This window comes from Sphingomonas sp. RS2018 (assembly GCF_054489605.1).
Genome location: NZ_JBTMWL010000001.1, coordinates 344246 through 364538 on the forward strand (window position 1 = coordinate 344246; position 20293 = coordinate 364538).

The window sequence follows — 20293 nt, forward strand, 5'->3', positions numbered from 1 at the left end:
AGGGATGTCCAAGTGGATCAGGTGAAGATCGTCCGTGCGCTGCTGTCGGTGTCGGACAAGACCGGCGTCGTCGAACTGGCGCAGGCGTTGGCTGCGAAGGGCGTCGAGCTGGTGTCGACCGGCGGCACGGCGAAGGCGCTGCGCGATGCGGGTTTGGACGTGCGCGACGTGTCCGACCTGACCGGTTTCCCCGAGATGATGGACGGGCGCGTGAAGACGTTGCACCCGACCGTCCACGGCGGCCTGCTCGCGCGCCGCGATACGCCAGAGCACATGGCGGCGGCGGACGCGCATGGCATCGGCATGATCGACCTGGTGGTGGTGAACCTTTATCCCTTCGCCGCGACGGTTGCGCGCGGCGCGAGCCGCGAGGACATCATCGAGAACATCGATATCGGCGGCCCGAGCATGGTGCGATCGGCGGCGAAAAACCATGCGAGCGTCGCGATCGTCACCGATCCGGCCGACTATCCGCTGGTTGCGGGCGGCAGCACGACGCTCGCCCAGCGCCGCACCTTCGCACGCAAGGCGTTCGCGGCGACCAGCACCTACGACACGATGATCGCTGAGTGGTTCGTCGCGGACGAGGGTGTCGCGACGTCGGACGCGGTCGAGCTGCGCTACGGCGAGAACCCGCATCAGAACGCGCGTGTCATCCCCTCGGCCGACGGCGCGCGCGGCCTGCCGCAGGCGAAGCAGGTGCAGGGCAAGGCGCTGAGCTACAACAACTACAACGACGCCGATGCGGCTCTGGAGCTGATCGCGGAGTTCCGCGATGCCGATCCGACCGTCGTCATCGTCAAGCACGCCAACCCCTGCGGCGTTGCGACCGCGGCCACGCTGGCGGAGGCCTATGACGCCGCCTTCGCCTGCGACACCGTGTCGGCGTTCGGCGGCATCATCGCGCTCAACCGCGCGATCGACGGCGCGACCGCGCGCGCGATCACCGGCATCTTCACCGAGGTGGTGGTCGCGCCCGACGCCGACGAGGAAGCGCTCGCCATCTTCGCGGCGAAGAAGAACCTGCGCCTGTTGCTGACCGGCAGCCTGCCCGATCCGGCGCGCGAGGGCGAGCTGACCAAGCCGATCATCGGCGGTGTGCTCGTCCAGTCGCGCGACAACGGGCAGCTGACCGACGACATGCTGCGCGTGGTGACGAAGCGCCAGCCGACGGCGGCGGAACTGGCCGACTGCCGCTTCGCGTGGACGGTTGCCAAGCATGTAAAGTCAAACGCCATCGTCTATGCGAAGGACGGCGCGACCGCCGGCGTCGGCGCGGGGCAGATGAACCGCCTAGAATCCGCGCGCATCGCCGCGTGGAAGGCGAAGGATGCCGCCGACAAGGCGGGCTGGGACGCGCCGCGCACGATCGGGTCGGCGGTGGCGTCGGATGCGTTTTTCCCGTTCGCCGACGGCCTGCTGGCGGCGGTGGAGGCGGGCGCCACGGCGGTGATCCAGCCGGGCGGCTCGATCCGCGACGACGAGGTGATCGCCGCCGCCGATGCGGCGGGGCTAGCGATGATCTTCACGGGGATGCGGCACTTCCGGCATTGACGCTACCGTGCTCCCGCGAAGGCGGGAGCCCAGTGTTACAGGCGGGAGCGTTCGTGGCTCTGGGCTCCCGCCTGCGCGGGAGCACCGGGCGGCTTACCCCCGCTCCAGCACACCCTCGCCCGGCACCGCATCCTCCGCCTTCGGCATCTTGCGGAACAGGGTGCGGTCCTCGTCGCGGAACGCCCATTTCCACAGCACGAACAGGTAGGTGGCGAGGATCGTCGGCACGCCGATCAGCAGCTCGGCCCATTCGTAGCGCTTGGGCAGCGCGACGAACGCCGACCCGACCACCATCGCCGCCAGTGCCGCCCAGACAATCGGCCAGCGCAAGGGGTTGACGCTCGCGCCAAGCAGCCGAGCCGCCAGCCATGTCTTGGCGAGCGACCCGCACAACAGCGCGATCATCAGCGCGATCGCCACCCCGGCCGCCTGATAATTGACCGGCCAGCCACCCCGCCGGATCAGCAGGATCAGTCCGAAGCTGAGCGCGATCTGGAACAGCAGCACGCCGACCGAGATCATCAGGTTGCGATGCCGCGCGACATAGACCAGCGCCGACTCGCTGACCGCGCCCGGTGATGCCAGTACCTCGGCGATCAGCAGGAACGACAGCGCGGCGGTGCCCGCGACGAACTGCGGGCCGACTACGCCCATCACCGCCTCGCCCGGAATCGAACCGATCAGCGCGAGACCCAATTGCGCCGCGACGATCCAGAACGCGACCTGCGCGACCTGATGCGCGACGGCGGCGCGGTCGTTGTCCTTCAGGCTCTGCGTGATGACCGGCCCCAGCACCGGGTCGAAACTGGTCTTCAGCTTCTGCGGCAGCGATGCGACCTGCTGCGCCATGTAATAGATGCCGACGATCGCGGGCGAGAACATGACGCCCAGGATGAACCGGTCGACGTTGCGCGTCGCCCATTCCAGCGTATCGGCTCCGGCGAGCGGCGCGTTCTGGCGTGCCAGCGCGAACAGCGGCCGGATCTGCGGCTTCCACCCGCGTGGCAGGCCGTAGCTGCGCACGAACGGGATCAGCGACGCGGTGAGCGCCGCCGCCATCGACAGGACATAGGCGAGGATCAGCCCGTCGCGCGCAGACACGTAATAGAGCGCCCAGGCGGCGATGCTGATCGTCCACGGCTCCACCACCGCGCGCGCCGTCACCGTCGCCTTGACGTTCAGGCGATAGGCGAGCGCGGCCAGGCTGACGTCGGACCAGGCGATGGCGAAGACGATGCAGGGCAACAGCCATTCGTGGCCGTGCACCCCGCTGTTCGGGAACATCGCCTGCGGGAACACGAACAGCACCGCGCTCGCCAGCAGCGATGCGACGAAGGCGACCGCCATCGCATCCCAGACGACATGGACATGCGGCCGGTCGGTCGAGGTCAGCGCCTGCGCCAGCCCGCGTTTCAGCCCCAGCGTCGCGACCAGTGCCGCGAACTCCACCACCACCACCGCCAGCGCGAACCGGCCGACGATCTCCGGCCCGTACAGCCGCCCGGCGATGAACAGGAAGGGCAGCCGCGCGAGCAGGCGCAGCAGGAAGCCGAAGATGTTGGTGCGCCCGCCCTTGGCGAGGGCGGCGATGTCCTGATGCGATTCGGTCACGGGTGTATGCACCTGACGAGGGTGTGCGGACCGTCCCCACCCCCGTTCGTGCTGAGCTTGTCGAAGCACCGTTCTTCGTGCCTTGAACGCAGCGCCTGCGGCTCGAAGAACGGTCCTTCGACAAGCTCAGGACGAACGGGGAGGGGTGCGCGCATGACGCTCAATGCGCCGCGCCCCAGCTCTTGCCGGTGCCGATCTCGACACCCAGCGGCACGGTCAGCGTCACCGCGGGTTCGGCCGCCGTCTCCATCACGCGGCGGATCACCGTCGTCGCTGCCTCGACATCGCCTTCGGGCAGTTCGAACACGAGTTCGTCGTGCACCTGCATCAGCATGCGGACGTTGGGCAGGCCGGCATGGGCGAGCGCCGGGCCCATCCGCGCCATCGCGCGCTTGATGATGTCGGCGGACGTGCCCTGGATCGGCGCGTTGACCGCGGCGCGCTCGGCGCCCTGGCGTTCGTGCTGGATCTTCGAGCGGATGCGCGGGAAGTGAGTCTTTCGGCCGAACAGCGTCTCGGTATAGCCTCGGTCGCGGACGAATTCGGTCGTCGCCATGATGTAGGCGTTGATGCCGGGGAAGCGGTCGAAATAGCGGTCGATCATCGCCTGCGCCTCGTCCGCGCTCACGTCGAGTCGCCCGGCGAGGCCCCAGCGCGAGATGCCGTAGAGGATGGCGAAGTTGATCGTCTTCGCCCGCCCGCGCGTGTCGCGGTTGACCTCGCCGAACAGCTCCTGCGCGGTCATGGTGTGGATGTCGTCGCCGCGTTCGAATGCCTCGCGCAGCTGCGGCACGTCGGCGATATGCGCGGCGAGGCGCAGCTCGATCTGCGAATAGTCGGCCGCCAGGATGACGTTGCCCGGTTCGGCGACGAAGGCGTCGCGGATCTGCCGCCCGACCTCGGTCCGGATCGGGATGTTCTGCAGATTGGGATCGGTCGACGACAGGCGCCCGGTCTGTGCGCCGGTCAGGCTGTAGCTGGTGTGGACGCGGCCGGTCGCCGGGTTGATCTGCGCCTGTAGCGCGTCGGTGTAGGTCGATTTCAGCTTCGACAGCTGGCGCCATTCCAGCACCTTCACCACCATCTCGCGGCCCGGCGAGTCCTTGTCGGCGGCGATCCGCTCCAGCTCGTTGACGTCGGTCGAGTAAACGCCGGACTTGCCCTTGCGCCCGCCCTTGATCCCCATCTTGTCGAACAGCACGTCGCCCAGCTGCTTGGGGCTGCCGATCGTGAACTTGAAGCCCGCGATGGCATGCACCTGTTCCTCCAGCGCGGCGATCTGCGTGGTGAAATCGGCGGACAATTTGGCGAGGATGTCGGCGTCGACCTTCACGCCCGCCATCTCCATGCCGGCGATCACCGCGGGCAGCGGGCGGTCGACCATCTCGTAGACGCGCGTGCTACCTTCGAACGCGAGACGCGGCTTCAACCGCCGCCACAGGCGCAGCGTCACGTCGGCATCCTCGGCGGCGTAGCGGGTGGCGGCCTTCAAATCGACTTCGTGGAAGCCGATCGCCTTCTTGCCGCTGCCGGTCACGTCCTTGTACGCGATGCAGCTGTGCGAAAGATGCGTCGCCGCCAGCTCGTCCATGCTGTGGCCATGCAACCCGGCGTCGAGGTCGAAGCTCATCAGGATCGTGTCGTCATAGGGGGCAACGGCGACCCCGAGACGCCCCAGCACGATCATGTCATACTTCAGGTTGTGCCCGATCTTGAGCACGCTCGGGTCCTCGAACAGCGTCTTCAGCTTCGCGATCGCGACGTCGCGGTCGAGCTGGACCGGCTTTTCCGCGAACATGTCGCTGCCGCCGTGGCCGAGGGGCACGTAGCAGGCGAGGTTGGGATGCAGCGCCATCGACACGCCGACCAGCTCGGCGCGCGTCGCGTCCAGCCCGGTCGTCTCGGTATCGATCGCCACCCAGCCCTGATGCCGCGCGACGGTGATCCACCGGTCCAGCGCCGCCTCGTCCACCACGGTCTCGTACGCATCGTGATCGCACGGCGGATCGACGTCGTGGTCGGGCATGCCCGGCATGTCGGGCGTCTCGACCGGCGCGTCGGCGACCTGCCCCAGCTTGCCCATCAGCGTCTTGAAGCCATGATGCTCCAGGAACGCGCGCAGCGGCGCGTCGGGAATGCCGTTCAGCGCCATCGATTCGAGCGGGTCCGGCAGCGGCACATCGCACGCCAGCTCGACCAGCTTGCGGCTGATCCGTGCGCTTTCGGCGAATTCGATCAGGTTGTCGCGCAGCTTGCCCTTCTTCATCGTCTCGGCGGCGGCCAGCACCGCCTCGACATCGCCATGCTCGTTGATGAGCTTGGCCGCGGTCTTCGGGCCGACGCCGGGGACGCCGGGGACGTTGTCGACGCTGTCGCCCATCAGCGCCAGCACCTCGCCAACCTTCTTCGGCCCGACATCGAACTTCTCGCGCACCTCGGCCTCGCCGATGCGACGGTTGTTCATCGTGTCCAGCATGTCGAGGCTGCCGTCCTCGACCAGCTGCATCAGATCCTTGTCGGAACTGACGATCGTCACCTGCCACCCCTGCGCCAGCGCCGCCTTCGCATAGCTGGCGATCAGGTCGTCCGCCTCCCACCCTTCCTCGTCGATGCACGGCAGCGAGAAGGCGCGCGTGGCGTCGCGGATCATCGGGAACTGCGGGACCAGATCCTCGGGCGGCGGCGGCCGATGCGCCTTGTACTGGTCGTAGAGCTGGTTGCGGAACGACTGCGACGACTTGTCGAGCACCACGGCCATATGGGTCGGCCCGTCGGCGGCGTGCAGCTCGTTCACGAGCTTCCACAGCATCGTCGTATAACCATAGACCGCGCCCACCGGCTCGCCGTGCTTGTTCGTCAGCGGCGGCAGGCGGTGATAGGCGCGAAAGATATAGCCGGAGCCGTCGACGAGGTAGAGGTGGGGCATGGGCTAGCGGATAGCAGGGGCGGGGGGTGGCCTCAAATGCTTAGGTATAGGCAGCGCTCCACCCCCTCCGTTCGCCCTGAGCGTAGTCGAAGGCCCTGGGACGCGCAGGTGCTTCGACTGCGCTCAGCACGAACGGGTATGAGGGGTGGGCGAGCAGGTCTGTTTGGAAGGCGGGTACAATCCCGCCCCAACTACCGATCCGCGAACCCCTGCCCCTGGTGGTTCGCCACCACCTGCGCCACCACGCCCTGCATCAGCAGCTGGCGTTGCTGGATCGGGCGGCGGGTGTCGCCGATCATGACGGCGATGGCATAGCTGCGGCCGTCGGGCGCGATCAGCAGGCCGACGTCGTTGTAGCCGGCGGTGCGGCCGAGCAGGTCCTGGCCGGTCCCGGTCTTGTGGCCGAAGCTCCACCCCGGCGGCACCGCGCCGCGCATGCGGTATTTGCCGGTCTTGGAGCTTTCCATCGTCCTGATGAGATAGGCGGTGGAGGCGGGCGAGAGCAGCAGTCCGCGCTTCAGCTTCACGAGCGCACCCGCGATCGCCGCCGGCGCGGCGCCGTCGGGCGGGTCGGAGATATAGCTCTGGTACGCGGTCTGGCGCACTTCGGCGGGCAGCTTGGCGCGCGCCGCCTCGAAGGAGCGACCCATCGACATATCCTGCCGCCACGTCAGCCCGGCGGTCTTCGACTGCAGCAGTCGTTCGCCGGGGCCGAAGCGGATCGCGCCGAGATTGTTCTTGGCGATGAACGCGCGCACCGCCGCCGGCCCGCCGACCGTGCGCAGCAGGCTGTCGTTGGCGGTATTGTCGCTCTGCGTCATCGCGCGGTTGAGCAGGTCGCGGACGGTCGTGTTGTAGACGCCGTCCTTCGCCACCAGCGTCGCGACCGGCTGATGGAACAGCGTCAGATCCTCGCGCCGGATGACGACCGGCGTATCGAGCGACAGCTTGCCCGCATCGATCTTGTCGAGCACGGTCAGCGCGACCCACAGCTTCGACACGCTCTGCTGCGGCATGCGGCGATCGGCATCGACGCTGTCGATCACCCAGCCGTCGTCGACGCTGCGCACCGATATGCCGGCGAGGCCGTCGAACCCGTCGCGCAGCGCCTTGATCCCGCCGCGCAGCGCCTGCGGGGCGGGGGAGCGCGCCGCGGCGTCGGGCACGGGCAGGAACGAGCGATAGGTCGGCGCGGGCAGACGCTCCTGACCGGGGTCGATCGCATGCACGCCCGCCCCCATCAGCGCGACGGGGGCCAGCCCCATCAGCGTCGCCGCCCGCTCCAGTCGTGTGAAACTCGCCAGAAATGCCACTGTGGTCGAAACGCCCTTTCCCCGGAACCAAGCCTTGCCCGTCGCCGGCGGCGGGGCAAGCGTTTGCCCCAAGCCCTTGCGACGAAACGACTCATCCTCGCGCCGGAAAGGTGAACGGGAAAGGAACGGCTCCGCTATTCCGGGCGTGCGTCAGGTCGCCGCGTCCCACAACAGCTTCGCGCCGACCAGCATCATCAGCACATAGATCGTCGTATAGAAGCGATCGGGCGCGATGCGGCGCACCGACCAGACCCCCGCGATCGTCGACAGGATCGCGACCGGCATCAGCGCGGCGGCGACGGTCAGATTGGCCGGCGTGAACTGGCCGAGCGCGATATAGGCGGGCACCTTCACCCAGTTGACCACCGCGAAGAAGATCGCGGTGGTGCCGACCAGCACGTCGCGCTCCAGCCGGCGGGGCAGCACCCATAGCTGGAACGGTGGCTGGCCCGCGTGCGCGATCTGGCTGGTGAAGCCGGATGCCACACCGAACAATGTGCCGACCCAGCCGGGCGATCCGCCCGCATCGGGCAGCCCGCGCCGCGCCACCCACAGGCGGTACGCGCCGAACAGCAGCGAGATACCGCCCACCGCGCCCAGCACCAGGTCGACCGAGACGCTGGCGGCATAGACATAGCCGAGCGCAATGCCGACGACCGCGCCCGGCAGCATCCAGCCGAGCACGCGACCGTCCCAGTCGCGGCGGAACGCCCAGACGCCGACGACATCCTGCACGATCAGGATCGGCAGCACGATCGCCGCCGCGCGGACCGGCGATATGGTCAGCGCGATCAGCGGCAGCGACAGCGATCCCATGCCCGCGAACCCGCCCTTGGCGAGGCCCAGCATCGTCACGGCAAGGATCGCCACCGCCCAGAAACCGGGGCCGAGCGCAGCGAGATCGCTCAACGCAGCGTCGCGCGGTCGAGATGTCCGGCGATCCGCACCAGCGCGACCACGCCCGCCGCGGCGAAGGCGGCAAGCGCGATGACGGCGTAGGTCAGCGCCTTCAGCCAGCGGGCAATGTCGTCGGTAGGAGCGGCGGGGGCGGGTGACGCGCGACGCATCTCCGTCGCGGCGCCCTCTGGCGGAGCATCGGGCTGCACGTCGGATGCTGGCGTCGGTAGGGCGGTGGCGCCGCTCTCGGCCTCGCCAACATCGGGCCGGCTAACGACACCCGGCACCGCATCGCCTAGCGCGGAGTCGGACACGCTCGCCAGCGATCCGATCAGCGCCAGCGTGGCGAGGCTCGCCAGTACCAGCATCGCCGTCCGCGCGATCCAGTCGACCACCCTCATTCCGCCGGTTCCCGCCCGCGCGGCGCACGCACACCGGCGTTGCGACGGCGGTTCAGCTCTGCCTTCAGGTCTTCGGGCTTCGGCGCCCACAGGAAGCCGAAGCTGACCGTCCCGCGCTTCGTTTCGACCGCGTGGTGCAGCCGATGCGCCTGCACGATCCGCTTCATGTAGCGTGACTTGGGCAGGTATCGCGTCGGCAGGCGGCGGTGGACGATGACGTCATGAAAGCCGAAATAGATCGCGCCGTACGCCGCGATCCCCGCGCCGATCCACGCAAAGCCCGGCCACCAGCCGAGCTGCACCCCGCCCAGCAGCAGCACGATCGACGGCACCGCGAAGATCACCGCATACAGGTCGTTCCACTCCCAATTGCCGTGGCGTTCGCGGTGGTGGCTGGCGTGCAGGAACCAGCCGGGGCCGTGCATGACCCAGCGGTGCATGACATAGGCGAACCCCTCCATGAAGATCACCGTCGCGACGAAGAGCAGGATGCCGTGAAGGATGGACATATCTATATCGCGACGCATTCTCAATAAGGTGGCTCGGCCCCAAATTGCGGGGTGGATTCACCCGCCTGCCTGTGCGAAAGGGCCGATAATCGTTCGGACCCTAATATAAGGCGAGGCCGCCCCATGAACATCCATGAATATCAGGCGAAGGAATTGCTGGCGAAGTTCGGCGTTCCCGTGCCCGCGGGCTTCGCCGCGCTGAGCGTCGAGGAAGCGGTCGAGGCTTCGAAGAAGCTGCCCGGGCCGCTCTATGTCGTGAAGGCGCAGATCCACGCCGGCGGCCGCGGCAAGGGCAAGTTCAAGGAACTTGGCCCCGACGCGAAGGGCGGCGTCCGCCTCGCGAAGACGGAGGACGAGGTTCGCGCGGCGGCGACCGACATGCTCGGCAACACGCTCGTCACCATCCAGACGGGCGATGCGGGCAAGCAGGTCAACCGCCTGTACGTGACCGACGGCGTCGACATCGCCAAGGAATTCTACCTCGCCCTGCTCGTCAACCGCGCGACGGGCCGCGTCTCGATGGTCGCCTCGACCGAGGGCGGCATGGACATCGAGACGGTGGCGCACGACACGCCCGAGAAGATCCACTCGATCGACATCGACACCGCGACCGGCTTCATGCCGCACCACGGCCGCGCCGTCGCCGCCGCGCTGGAGCTGACCGGTGACCTCGCCAAGCAGGCCGCGAACACCGCGTCGAAGCTGTACGACGCCTTCATCGGCACCGATGCCGAGCAGATCGAGATCAACCCGCTCGCCGTCACCGACGACGGGAAGCTGATGGTCCTCGACGCCAAGGTCGGCTTCGATGGCAACGCCATGTTCCGCCACAAGGATCTCGCCGAACTGCGCGACGAGACCGAGGAGGATCCTGCCGAGCTGGAGGCGTCGAAGTACGACCTCGCCTATATCAAGCTCGACGGCGACATCGGCTGCATGGTCAACGGCGCCGGCCTCGCCATGGCGACGATGGACATCATCAAGCTGAACGGCATGTTCCCGGCCAACTTCCTCGACGTCGGCGGCGGCGCCAACAAGGAGAAGGTGACCGCGGCGTTCAAGATCATCCTGCAGGATCCGAACGTGAAGGGCATCCTGGTCAACATCTTCGGCGGCATCATGCGCTGCGACATCATCGCCGACGGCATCGTCGCTGCCGCCAAGGAAGTGAACCTGTCGGTGCCGCTGGTCGTCCGGCTGGAGGGTACCAATGTCGAGAAGGGCAAGGAAATCCTGTCCAACTCCGGCCTCGCCATCGTTCCCGCCAACGACCTGGGCGACGCCGCCCGCAAGATCGTCGCCGAGGTGCAGAAGGTCGCCTGACCTTTCGCTCGAAGGACGATTCGCTGGGGCCCGGGTGGAAACGCCCGGGCCCTCGTTCGTTCAGACGCTACGGCAGCGGGCGGATTCCGTACCGGACTTGCGAAAGCCCGGAAAAGCCGCCTAGGGAACAGCCGACGCGACCGCGCAAAGGTCGCAGCAAGGAGCCGCGATGAAGGTGCTGGTGTCCGTCAAGCGCGTGCTTGACTACAACGTGAAGCCGCGGGTGAAGGCGGACGGGTCGGGCGTCGATCTCGCCAACGTCAAGATGTCGATGAACCCGTTCGACGAGATCGCGGTCGAGGAAGCGATTCGCCTGAAGGAGAAGGGCGTCGCGACGGAGATCGTCGCCGTCTCGATCGGCGAGGCCAAGGCGCAGGAGACGCTGCGCACTGCACTTGCGATGGGCGCCGACCGCGCGATCCTGATCCAGTCGGACGAGAAGGTCGAGCCGCTCGGCGTCGCCAAGCTGCTGAAGGCGGTGTGCGACGAAGAACAGCCCGGCCTGGTCATCCTTGGCAAGCAGGCCATCGACGACGACAACAACCAGACCGGCCAGATGCTCGCAGCCCTCACCGGCTGGGGGCAGGGCACCTTCGCCAGCAAGGTCGAGGTCGCCGACGGCAAGGTCGCGGTGACGCGTGAGGTCGACGGCGGTGCGGAGACCGACACGCTGTCGATTCCCGCGATCGTCACCACCGACCTGCGCCTGAACGAACCGCGCTATGCCTCGCTGCCCAACATCATGAAGGCGAAGTCGAAGCCGTTGGCGCAGAAGACCGTCGCCGACTACGGCATCGACGTCTCGCCGCGGCTGACGACGCTGAAGGTCGAGGAGCCGTCGAAGCGACAGGCGGGCGTCAAGGTCGCCGATGTCGACGAGCTGGTGTCGAAGCTGAAGACGCTGGGCGTGGTCAACTAATCACCGTTCGTGCTGGGCGAAGTCGAAGCACGTGGATGCCATGCCCTTCGATGTCGCTCAGGGCGAACCGGTTCCGGAAAGGTCTAACCGATGAAGACTCTGGTTTGGGTCGAACACGACGGCACCACCGTCAAGGATGCAACGCTCGCCACCGTCACTGCTGCGTCGCAGCTGGGTGAAGTCCATCTGATCATCGCCGGACAGGGCGTCGATGCGGTCGCGCAGGAAGCCGCGAAGATCGTCGGCGTGGGCAAGGTCCATGTCGCCGACGACGCATCGCTGGCGCATGCGCTGGCCGAGAATGTCGCGCCGCTCATCGCGACGCTGATGGCCGATCACGATGCCTTCGTCGCGCCGGCCACATCGAACGGCAAGAACATCGCGCCGCGCGTCGCCGCGCTGCTCGACGTGATGCAGATCAGCGATATCCTGTCGGTCGAAGGGCCGGACACGTTCACGCGACCGATCTACGCCGGCAATGCGATCGCGACCGTGCAGACGAAGGACGCGAAGAAGGTGCTGACCGTGCGCGGCACCGCGTTCGACAAGGCTGCGACCGAGGGTGGTTCGGGCACGATCGAGGCGGTGTCGGGCGCAACCGACGCGGGTGTCTCGACCTTCACCAATGCCGAGATCGCCAAGCTGGAACGCCCGGAGCTGACCAGCGCCAAGATCATCGTGTCGGGCGGCCGCGCGCTGCAGAATGGTGAAAACTTCGCCCAGCTGATCGAGCCGCTGGCCGACAAGCTCGGCGCCGCCGTCGGCGCCAGCCGCGCGGCGGTCGATGCGGGCTATGTCCCCAACGACTATCAGGTCGGCCAGACCGGCAAGATCGTCGCCCCGGAAGTCTATATCGCGGTCGGCATCTCCGGTGCGATCCAGCATCTGGCCGGCATGAAGGACTCGAAGGTCATCATCGCCATCAACAAGGACGAGGACGCGCCGATCTTCCAGGTCGCCGACGTCGGCCTGGTGGGCGACCTGTTCAAGATCGTCCCGGAGTTGACCGAGAAGCTGTAGGCGAATGCCGATGCCGCCGCAGCGAAAGCTGCGCGCGGCAACAGCAAGCGCGGCCGGCGGCGCCATGGCGCCGACCGACGACGCGGGATTTACTCCCGCGTCGCGACCGCGGTGGAGCGCCCCCCGTTCACCCGACCCGAAGTCGAAGGGCATCTCTCCAAAAGGTGCTTCGACTTCGCTCGGCACGAACGGGGGATAGGTGGCTCATACCGCAACCACCCCCAACCCCCGCGCGTTCCTGCCCCGAACCTCCCTCCTATCGGCCAAGGACATACGCATGACGCTCGACGGCAAGACCATCGCCATCCTCATCGCCCCGCGCGGGACCGAGGATCCCGAATTCGCCAAGCCGAAAGCGGCGATCGAGCAGGCCGGCGGCCGCGTCGTCGTGGTCGGGCTGGAGGCGGGCGAGGCGCAGACGGTCAACAACGATCTCGACCCCGGTGAAACCTACACCGTCGATCAGGTGATCGACGACGTCGATGCGGCCGACTTCGACGGCCTCGTCATCCCCGGCGGGACGGTCGGCGCGGACAAGCTGCGCAGTTCGGACGCGGTCGTCGATTTCGTCCACGACTTCTTCGTGGCAGAAAAGCCGGTCGGCGTGATCTGTCACGGCCCGTGGGTGCTGGTCGAGGCCGATGTCGTCGAGGACCGCACGCTAACCTCCTACGCCAGCATCCGTACGGACATCGAGAATGCCGGCGGCAATTGGGTGGACGAGGAGGTCGTCGTGGACGAAGGCCTCGTCACCAGCCGCGACCCGAACGACCTGCCCGCCTTCTGCGCGAAGATCGTCGAGGAGTTCGCCGAAGGCAAACATCCCGTGCAGGCGGAGAGCGCATGATGACCGAGTACCGCAAGACCGACGAGGCGATCGCGAAGCTGACGCCCCAGCAGTTCCACGTGACCCAGCGCAGCGGCACCGAGCGCCCTGGCACCGGCGAATATCTCCACACCAAGGAGCCGGGCATCTATGTCGACATCGTCTCGGGCGAGCCGCTGTTCGCCTCGGCCGACAAGTTCGATTCGCACTGCGGCTGGCCGAGCTTCACCAAGCCGATCGCGCCCGCCAACGTCGCCGAACTGAGCGACGCCACCCACGGCATGATCCGCACGGAGGTGCGTTCGGCGCATGGCGACAGCCATTTGGGGCACGTTTTCCCCGACGGCCCGCGCGACCGCGGCGGCCTGCGCTACTGCATCAACTCTGCGGCGCTGCGCTTCGTGCCGAAGGCGGAGATGGAGCGCGAGGGCTATGGGGAGTATGTCGATCAGGTGGAGTGAGGGTACCGACCACCGTTCGTCCTGAGCTTGTCGAGGGGCTGCGATTCTTCATGCCGCACGCGATCGCGCTTGGGGAAGAAGAGCAGTAGCCCGCCGCGGCAAAGCCGCGTCGTCGGTCGGGTTGCACCCGCCGGCCGGGGCTCGGCTATTCGTCCCCGGCAAGCCGGGGACTGCCTCGCCCCTTGAACCCCTGCGCGACGACATACCACTCGCTCGACCCCTTGCGGCTCGCGGGCGGCTTGGCATGCTTCACGCTCGTGAAGTTGCGCTTCATCTCCGCCACCAGCGCAGAGTCGGCCCCGCCTGCAAACACCTTCGCCACGAACGCACCCCCCGGCGACAGCACGTCGATCGCGAACGCCAGTGCGGTCTCGACCAGCCCCATCGTGCGCAGCGCATCCGTCTGGGGGTGACCGACCGTGTTGGCGGCCATGTCCGACAGCACGAGGTCGGGCGCGCCCCCCAGCGCGTCGACCAGCGCGGCGGGTGCGGCATCGTCCATGAAATCCATCTGAAAGATCGTCACGCCCTCGATCGGATCGACCGGCAACAGGTCGATGCCCACGATCGCCGCCTTCGGGATCTGCTTGCGCACCACCTGCGCCCATCCGCCCGGCGCGATCCCCAGGTCGACGACGCGCTTCGACCCGCGCAGCACGGTGAAGCGCTCGTCCAGCTCTATCAGCTTGTAGGCGGCGCGGCTGCGATAGCCCTCCGCTTTCGCTCGCTTCACGTACGGATCGTTCAGCTGTCGCTCCAGCCAGCGGGTCGATTGCGCAGTGCGCCCGCGCCCGGTCTTCACGCGGATATGGCCGCCGCCGCCGCCGCGGCTCATCGCAGACTCCTCACGCGCGCGGCCCCATCAGCCGGCGAAGGATGCCCTCGCGGATGCCGCGGTCGGCGATCCCGATCTGTTCGGCCGGCCATATATCCAATATCTCCTCCAGGATCGCGCAGCCGGCGACGACCAGGTCGGCGCGCTCGGTGCCGATGCAGGCGATCTTCGCGCGGCCCGGCACGTCCAGCGCCGCGATCCGCGCGCTCACCGCGCGCATCGCCGCCGACGGCATCAGCAGGCCGTCGACCGCCGACCGGTCATAGCTCGACAGGCCCAGATGCACGCTCGCCAGCGTCGTGACCGTCCCCGACGTGCCGAGCAGCCGCAGCTGCCCTTCGCTCGGCAGGCGTGCCGCGAACGGTGCGAACGCCTCGCGCACCAGCGCGCGCATCCGGCCATAGCCGCTCGGGCTGCTGTCGCCGACATGTTCGGTCAGCGACACCACGCCCCACGGCGCGCTGTGCCAGTCGAGGATGGCGGGCGTCTCGCCGCGCGTGTCGACCAGCACCAGCTCGGTCGAACCGCCGCCGATGTCGAACACCAGCGCCGCGCCGTCGCCCGGCTCGATCAGCGCATGACAGCCGAGCACCGCCAGCCGCGCCTCCTCCTCCGCCGAGATGATGTCGAGCATGATGCCCGTTTCCTCGAAAGCGCGGCGGATGAAGGCGGGGCCGTTGGAGGCGCGACGGCACGCCTCGGTCGCGACCGACCGCGCCAGCGCGACGTCGCGCCGCTTCAGCTTGTCCGCGCACACGCGCAGCGCCGCGATGGTCCGCTCGATCGCCTCGTCCGACAGCCGCCCGGTCGCGGCCAGCCCCTCGCCCAGCCGCACGATCCGGCTGAACGCATCGACGACGGCGAAGCCCGATCCTTGCGGTCGCGCGATCAGCAGGCGGCAGTTGTTGGTGCCCAGATCCAGCGCCGCATAATGGCGCGCATGCGGCCACCGCCCGCGTGACGGCGGGACCGCCGCGGGCGGCGGCGGAGGCGGCTGTCGGGCCGGACGGGGCGCCTGGCGGCGCGGGCCGAACGGCTGGGCGGTCGAATCCCCCACGGCCGTATACTCACTATCTTTATGTTCTCGTCCGTCACGGCCGCGTCCCGGCCGTTCGGTGCTTGGCACCAGAGCTAGCGCGTCGGCGGGGAAACGACAAGGCGGCGGACACCCGGGGCGAGCCGATCGGGGGAGCCATGTCGCACGTGCGACATAACTCTTGTTGCACGGATCGGGGTGGGAAAGGCTTGACCCGCGGAAATCCGCCACTTAGAGACACCGCCGATTGCCCGATCCTCTAATGGTAAGAGAGCGGACTCTGACTCCGTCAATCAAGGTTCGAGTCCTTGTCGGGCATCCATTTCCACCATCGCTGATCCAGCCCGCCGCGCTTGGCCGTGTGGGGCCCGCGCGGTAGCATCGCGGGCATGATCGCCCGATTCGCCCTGTCGCTCGCCGCCCTGCTTCTCACCGCGCAGACGGCGCCGCCCGCGCCCGTCCCGCCGGCAGCACCGCCGCCCGCCACGGTTACCGTGCGGCTGACGACGACCAGAGGCCCGATCACGATCGCGCTGGAGAAGGATCGCGCGCCGATCACCACCGCGAATTTCCTGCGTTACGTCGATGCCAGGCGGTTCGACGGCATATCCTTCTACCGCGCGATGAACGTGTCGTGGGGCGGCGGGCTGATCCAGGCGGGGGTGCGCGATCCCGCCATGCTGTTCCCACCGATCGCGCATGAGCCGACCAGCCGAACCGGGCTCAGCCACACCGATGGCGCGGTCTCGATCGCGCGCAATGCGCCGGGCACCGCGCGGGCGGACTTCACGATCATGGTCGGCGACATGACGGGGCTGGACGCGCGCGGCGACAATCCGGGCTTCGCCGCCTTCGGGCGCGTGACCGAAGGGATGGACGTGGTGAAGGCGATCCTCGCCGCGCCCACCTCGCCGACGCAGGGCGAAGGCGTGATGAAGGGCCAGATGCTCGAGCCGCAGGTGAAGATCCTGACCGCGCGGCGGGTGCCGTGGGGCAGGAATGTAACGGCGCAATAGAATTACCAGCCGTTCGTCCTGAGTAGCCGCTGAGCGAAGTCGAAGCGGCGTATCGAAAGATGCTTCGATACGGGTCTTCGACTTCGCTCAGCCCCTACTCAGCACGAACGGTTGGCGTATAGACACCTACCTCGCCGCCGCGATCGCCTTCGCCGTTTCCGCCGACGCCCAGTCGCGGTCGCCGACCACCCGGAACACTTCCTTGCCGGCCGAATCGAACAGCACCGTCGTCGGCAGCGTCGCGGTGAAGGACGGCAGCCACGCCATCTTCGCATCGGTGAACACCGGCGCCGTCACGCCACGCTTTTGCACGAACGGCGGCACCTTCGTAGGGTCGGTATCTTGGCTCAGCAGTAGCACGTGCAGCTTGCCCGTTTCCCGCGCCGCCAGCGCGTCGAGGGTCGGGAGTTCGCGGATGCACGGCACGCACCACGTCGCCCACAGGTTCACCAGCACCGGCCGCCCGCGATAGTCGGCCAGCGTCTTCGTCGCCCCGCTCGCGTCGGTGAAGCTGTGGGTCGGGGCGGGTTCGCCAGCATGGCTGGTGTCGATCGCGCCGCCCTTCGCCGGGGCGGTATCCGCCGTGGCCCCGGGCCGAACCTCGTCGGGCTGCACCTCGTCGCTGCTCACCACGTTCGCCGCAACCGCGACGTTTCCTTGCGGGGCGGGGGCGACTTGCCTATCGCAACCCCCGGCCAGCAGGGCCATCGCAGCCAGACTCAGAACCGGGACGATCGTCGAGCGCATGAATTCCTCCAACACCATGTGGGGCGGCCGCTTCGCCGAAGGACCATCGGCGGTGATGCGCGCGATCAATGCCTCCATCCCGTTCGACAAGCAAATGTGGTCGCAGGACATTGCGGGGTCGAAGGCGCATGTCGCGATGCTGGCCAGTGCGGGGATCGTCGACGCCGCCGATGCCGACACGATCGCCGCCGGGCTGGACGCCGTCGCCGCGGACTATGCCGAGAACGGCGTGCCCGAGGATCTGGCGCTGGAGGACATCCACATGCTGACCGAGGCGCGGCTGGCCGAGCGCATCGGGCCGGTGGCGGGGCGCCTCCACACCGCGCGCAGCCGCAACGACCAGGTCGCGACCGACTTCCGCCTGTGGGTGCGTGACGCGATCGATCAGACGCAGGCGGCGCTGGGCGCGTTCCAGGACGCGCTGATCGCCCGTGCCGACGAACATGCCGATGCGGTGATGCCGGGCTTCACCCATCTGCAGAGCGCGCAGCCGGTGACGCTCGGCCATCACCTGATGGCGTATCACGACATGATCGCGCGCGACCGTAGCCGGTTCCGCGACGCCCGGGCGCGGCTCAACCGCTGCCCGCTCGGCTCGGCGGCGCTGGCCGGCACCGGCTTCCCGCTCGACCGCGACATGACGGCGGCTGCGCTCGGCTTCGACGGTCCGACCACGAACAGCCTCGATGCGGTCAGCGACCGCGACTTCGCGATCGAATATCTGACCGCCGCGACGCAATGCGCGCTGCACCTGTCGCGCCTGGCCGAGGAATTCGTGCTGTGGGCGTCGCAGCCGTTCGGCTTCGTCTCGCTCAGCGACCAATGGTCGACCGGCAGCTCGATCATGCCGCAGAAGCGCAACCCCGACGCCGCCGAGCTGGTGCGCGGGCATTCGGGGCGCATCGTCGGGCTGATGACCGGGCTGATGGTGACGATGAAGGGTCTGCCGCTCGCGTACTCAAAGGACATGCAGGACGACAAGCCGCCGGTGTTCGAATGCCACGGCCTGCTCGCGCTCTCGATCGCGGCGATGACCGGCATGGTGGAGAGCGCGGCGTTCCGCACCACCCGGATGCGCGATGTGGCCGAGGCCGGCTTCGCCACCGCCACCGACCTCGCCGACTGGCTGGTGCGCGAGGGCGGCATCCCGTTCCGCGAGGCGCATCACATCACCGGTCGCGCGGTGGCGCGGGCCGAGGCGCTGGGCGTGAAGCTCGACGCGGTGCCGCTCGGCGACCTGCAGGTGATTGATCCGCGTATCGACGATCGCGTCTACGGCGTGCTGACGGTCGATGCTTCGGTCGCCAGCCGCACCAGCTTCGGCGGCACCGCGCCGGTCCGCGTCCGCGCCGCCATCGCCGCCGCGCGCACCGCGCGGGAGGAGGAAGCATGAGAGCTGCGTTCGTTGTTCTGTCCGCCCTGTCGCTCGCCGCCTGCGGCGGTCGCGGCGAACTGAAGCCCGCGGCGGGCGCGTCGCTGCCGGTCAAACCCTATGGCGCGCTCGCCACGCCGACCCCGGCGCAGCTGCTGACCCCCTCGACCCAGGCGCGCCCGCTGCGCAGCGACGAACTGCTCAAATCGAGCGAACGCCGCGCGCCTGACGACTTCGACCTTCCGCCGAACTGAGACTTATCGATGGACCATTTCCACTATCGCGACGGCGAATTGTACGTCGAGGACGTCCCCGTCCGCACCATCGCCGAACAAATCGGCACCCCCGTCTACATCTATTCGCGCGGCACCTTCGCGCGCCATGCGCAAGTGTTCGCGCAAGGGCTGCGCGCCGCGGGCGACGTCCACCTCGCCTATGCGATCAAGGCGAACCCGAACCTCGCCGTGCTGCGCGTGCTGGCGAACGAGGGTTATGGTGCCGACGTCGTTTCGGGCGGCGAGATGCGCCGCGCGATCGCGGCGGGGATGAAGCCCGCCGACATCGTCTTCTCGGGCGTCGGCAAGACGGTGCGCGAGCTGTCCGACGCGCTCGACGCGGGTATCGGCCAGTTCAATCTGGAGCTGGAGGAGGAGGGCGAGGTGCTCGCCGCGCTTGCTGCCGAGCGTGGACTCATCGCGCCCGCCGTGTTGCGCGTCAATCCGGATGTCGATGCCGGCACCCATGCCAAGATCTCGACCGGCAAGGCGGAGAACAAGTTCGGCGTCGCGATCAGCGATGCGGCCGGTATCTTCGACCGGCTGGCAGGCCTGCCCGGCCTGAACTTGCGCGGCGTCGCCATCCATATCGGCAGCCAGCTGCAGAGCCTCGCCCCGCTGGAGCGGGCCTATACGCGCATCGGCGAGCTGGTAACGGAACTGCGCGGCAACGGCCACACCATCACCCATGTCGATCTGGGTGGCGGTCTGGGCGTGCCCTATCGCACCGACGACGTGTTCCCGAGCCCCGCTGAACTCGGCGAGATGGTCGCGCGGGTGACGCGCGACTGGGGCGTGACGCTGATGTTCGAGCCCGGCCGCGTCATCGCAGGAAATGCGGGCGTGCTGGCGACGCAGGTGATCTGGGTGAAGCCCGGCGTCGGCGACCCCTGGGTCATCGTCGATGCCGCGATGAACGATCTCGCCCGCCCCGCGCTCTACGACGCCTTCCACGACTTCGCCGCCGTCCGCCCCACCGGCGACCGCATGACCGCGAACATCGCGGGGCCAGTGTGCGAGAGCGGCGACACCTTCGCGATGCACCGCGATATCGACACCGTGGCCGGCGGCGACCTCGCCGTCTTCCGCACCGCCGGCGCGTACGGCGCGACGATGGCATCGACCTATAACAGCCGCGCGCTGGTGCCCGAGGTGCTGGTCGACGGCGACCGCTTCGCGGTGGTCGCCGATCGCATCGATCCAAGCACGATCATGGCCGCGGAACGCGTGCCGGACTGGCTGTGAGGGGTCG

19 protein-coding genes and 1 tRNA gene are annotated in these 20293 nt (G+C 68.2%); 11 read left to right on the plus strand and 9 right to left on the minus strand.

The window, feature by feature from the left end:
• Window positions 1-12: 12 nt before the first annotated feature.
• Window positions 13-1554, plus strand: a complete 1542-nt coding sequence (gene purH, locus ACX40P_RS01790) for a bifunctional phosphoribosylaminoimidazolecarboxamide formyltransferase/IMP cyclohydrolase (protein ID WP_459124579.1) — start codon at window positions 13-15, stop codon at window positions 1552-1554.
• A gap of 93 nt (window positions 1555-1647) precedes the next feature.
• Here the strand turns inward: purH and ACX40P_RS01795 are convergent, their stop codons facing one another.
• The 6 genes from ACX40P_RS01795 to ACX40P_RS01820 form a co-directional block, all read right to left on the minus strand.
• Window positions 1648-3165 (minus strand): lipopolysaccharide biosynthesis protein, encoded by a 1518-nt coding sequence (locus tag ACX40P_RS01795; RefSeq protein ID WP_459124580.1) that lies wholly within the window; start codon window positions 3163-3165, stop codon window positions 1648-1650.
• 160 nt (window positions 3166-3325) lie between these two features.
• Window positions 3326-6091 carry a DNA polymerase I gene (gene polA / locus ACX40P_RS01800; RefSeq protein ID WP_459124581.1) on the minus strand — a complete coding sequence of 922 codons (2766 nt, stop codon included), beginning with the start codon at window positions 6089-6091 and terminating at the stop codon, window positions 3326-3328.
• A 191-nt stretch (window positions 6092-6282) separates the two neighbouring features.
• Window positions 6283-7356, minus strand: coding sequence for a serine hydrolase (locus ACX40P_RS01805; RefSeq protein ID WP_459125208.1), 1074 nt, complete (start codon window positions 7354-7356; stop codon window positions 6283-6285).
• A gap of 198 nt (window positions 7357-7554) precedes the next feature.
• Window positions 7555-8313, minus strand: coding sequence for a sulfite exporter TauE/SafE family protein (locus tag ACX40P_RS01810; RefSeq protein ID WP_459124582.1), 759 nt, complete (start codon window positions 8311-8313; stop codon window positions 7555-7557).
• A complete protein-coding gene (locus ACX40P_RS01815; protein WP_459124583.1) occupies window positions 8310-8702 on the minus strand; it encodes a hypothetical protein in 393 nt (130 codons plus the stop codon). The genes ACX40P_RS01810 and ACX40P_RS01815 overlap by 4 nt, the downstream gene beginning before the upstream one ends.
• Window positions 8699-9211: a sterol desaturase family protein gene (locus tag ACX40P_RS01820; RefSeq protein WP_459124584.1), complete on the minus strand. Its 513-nt coding sequence runs from the start codon at window positions 9209-9211 to the stop codon at window positions 8699-8701. The genes ACX40P_RS01815 and ACX40P_RS01820 overlap by 4 nt, the downstream gene beginning before the upstream one ends.
• Window positions 9212-9334: 123 nt before the next feature.
• Between ACX40P_RS01820 and sucC the strand changes: the two genes are divergently transcribed.
• The 5 genes from sucC to msrB all read left to right on the plus strand — a co-directional run bounded on the left by sucC (window position 9335) and on the right by msrB (window position 13760).
• Window positions 9335-10534, plus strand: coding sequence for an ADP-forming succinate--CoA ligase subunit beta (gene sucC / locus ACX40P_RS01825; RefSeq protein ID WP_459124585.1), 1200 nt, complete (start codon window positions 9335-9337; stop codon window positions 10532-10534).
• Window positions 10535-10703: 169 nt separating this feature from the next.
• Entirely contained in the window at window positions 10704-11453 is a 750-nt protein-coding gene (locus tag ACX40P_RS01830) for an electron transfer flavoprotein subunit beta/FixA family protein (protein ID WP_459124586.1), read from the plus strand.
• A 90-nt stretch (window positions 11454-11543) separates the two neighbouring features.
• Entirely contained in the window at window positions 11544-12473 is a 930-nt protein-coding gene (locus ACX40P_RS01835; RefSeq protein ID WP_459124587.1) for an electron transfer flavoprotein subunit alpha/FixB family protein, read from the plus strand.
• Between the two features lie 277 nt (window positions 12474-12750).
• Window positions 12751-13320 carry a type 1 glutamine amidotransferase domain-containing protein gene (locus tag ACX40P_RS01840; protein ID WP_459124588.1) on the plus strand — a complete coding sequence of 190 codons (570 nt, stop codon included), beginning with the start codon at window positions 12751-12753 and terminating at the stop codon, window positions 13318-13320.
• A complete protein-coding gene (gene msrB / locus ACX40P_RS01845; RefSeq protein WP_459124589.1) occupies window positions 13320-13760 on the plus strand; it encodes a peptide-methionine (R)-S-oxide reductase MsrB in 441 nt (146 codons plus the stop codon). Before ACX40P_RS01840 ends, msrB begins: the two co-directional genes overlap by 1 nt.
• Window positions 13761-13905: 145 nt before the next feature.
• On the opposite strand, the gene ACX40P_RS01850 is transcribed toward msrB, so the two are convergent.
• Together ACX40P_RS01850 and ACX40P_RS01855 are read right to left on the minus strand one after the other, a co-directional pair.
• Window positions 13906-14595, minus strand: coding sequence for an RlmE family RNA methyltransferase (locus ACX40P_RS01850; RefSeq protein WP_459124590.1), 690 nt, complete (start codon window positions 14593-14595; stop codon window positions 13906-13908).
• A 10-nt stretch (window positions 14596-14605) separates the two neighbouring features.
• A complete protein-coding gene (locus ACX40P_RS01855; protein ID WP_459124591.1) occupies window positions 14606-15652 on the minus strand; it encodes a Ppx/GppA phosphatase family protein in 1047 nt (348 codons plus the stop codon).
• A gap of 227 nt (window positions 15653-15879) precedes the next feature.
• Between ACX40P_RS01855 and ACX40P_RS01860 the strand changes: the two genes are divergently transcribed.
• Window positions 15880-15953 (plus strand) — tRNA-Gln (locus tag ACX40P_RS01860).
• Between the two features lie 67 nt (window positions 15954-16020).
• Entirely contained in the window at window positions 16021-16647 is a 627-nt protein-coding gene (locus ACX40P_RS01865; protein ID WP_459124592.1) for a peptidylprolyl isomerase, read from the plus strand.
• 126 nt (window positions 16648-16773) lie between these two features.
• On the opposite strand, the gene ACX40P_RS01870 is transcribed toward ACX40P_RS01865, so the two are convergent.
• On the minus strand, window positions 16774-17355 hold the full coding sequence (locus ACX40P_RS01870) for a TlpA family protein disulfide reductase (RefSeq protein WP_459124593.1): 582 nt from the start codon (window positions 17353-17355) through the stop codon (window positions 16774-16776).
• 55 nt (window positions 17356-17410) lie between these two features.
• Between ACX40P_RS01870 and argH the strand changes: the two genes are divergently transcribed.
• The 3 genes from argH to lysA are packed head-to-tail and all read left to right on the plus strand — an operon-like array spanning window position 17411 to window position 20286.
• On the plus strand, window positions 17411-18787 hold the full coding sequence (gene argH, locus ACX40P_RS01875; protein ID WP_459125209.1) for an argininosuccinate lyase: 1377 nt from the start codon (window positions 17411-17413) through the stop codon (window positions 18785-18787).
• A complete protein-coding gene (locus ACX40P_RS01880; RefSeq protein WP_459124594.1) occupies window positions 18784-19020 on the plus strand; it encodes a hypothetical protein in 237 nt (78 codons plus the stop codon). Before argH ends, ACX40P_RS01880 begins: the two co-directional genes overlap by 4 nt.
• Window positions 19021-19029: 9 nt before the next feature.
• Window positions 19030-20286: a diaminopimelate decarboxylase gene (gene lysA, locus ACX40P_RS01885; protein WP_459124595.1), complete on the plus strand. Its 1257-nt coding sequence runs from the start codon at window positions 19030-19032 to the stop codon at window positions 20284-20286.
• Window positions 20287-20293: the final 7 nt, after the last annotated feature.

Bases quoted from the DNA above. Each gene is read 5' to 3' on its own strand.
- ACX40P_RS01830 (WP_459124586.1), top strand. From the start codon at position 10,704: ATGAAGGTGCTGGTGTCCGTCAAGCGCGTGCTTGACTACAACGTGAAG.
- msrB (WP_459124589.1), top strand. From the start codon at position 13,320: ATGACCGAGTACCGCAAGACCGACGAGGCGATCGCGAAGCTGACGCCC.
- sucC (WP_459124585.1), top strand. From the start codon at position 9,335: ATGAACATCCATGAATATCAGGCGAAGGAATTGCTGGCGAAGTTCGGC.
- ACX40P_RS01850 (WP_459124590.1), bottom strand. From the start codon at position 14,595: ATGAGCCGCGGCGGCGGCGGCGGCCATATCCGCGTGAAGACCGGGCGC.
- ACX40P_RS01865 (WP_459124592.1), top strand. From the start codon at position 16,021: ATGATCGCCCGATTCGCCCTGTCGCTCGCCGCCCTGCTTCTCACCGCG.
- ACX40P_RS01815 (WP_459124583.1), bottom strand. From the start codon at position 8,702: ATGAGGGTGGTCGACTGGATCGCGCGGACGGCGATGCTGGTACTGGCG.
- lysA (WP_459124595.1), top strand. From the start codon at position 19,030: ATGGACCATTTCCACTATCGCGACGGCGAATTGTACGTCGAGGACGTC.
- ACX40P_RS01820 (WP_459124584.1), bottom strand. From the start codon at position 9,211: ATGTCCATCCTTCACGGCATCCTGCTCTTCGTCGCGACGGTGATCTTC.
- polA (WP_459124581.1), bottom strand. From the start codon at position 6,091: ATGCCCCACCTCTACCTCGTCGACGGCTCCGGCTATATCTTTCGCGCC.
- ACX40P_RS01805 (WP_459125208.1), bottom strand. From the start codon at position 7,356: ATGGGGCTGGCCCCCGTCGCGCTGATGGGGGCGGGCGTGCATGCGATC.
- ACX40P_RS01870 (WP_459124593.1), bottom strand. From the start codon at position 17,355: ATGGCCCTGCTGGCCGGGGGTTGCGATAGGCAAGTCGCCCCCGCCCCG.
- ACX40P_RS01835 (WP_459124587.1), top strand. From the start codon at position 11,544: ATGAAGACTCTGGTTTGGGTCGAACACGACGGCACCACCGTCAAGGAT.
- ACX40P_RS01840 (WP_459124588.1), top strand. From the start codon at position 12,751: ATGACGCTCGACGGCAAGACCATCGCCATCCTCATCGCCCCGCGCGGG.
- argH (WP_459125209.1), top strand. From the start codon at position 17,411: ATGTGGGGCGGCCGCTTCGCCGAAGGACCATCGGCGGTGATGCGCGCG.
- ACX40P_RS01880 (WP_459124594.1), top strand. From the start codon at position 18,784: ATGAGAGCTGCGTTCGTTGTTCTGTCCGCCCTGTCGCTCGCCGCCTGC.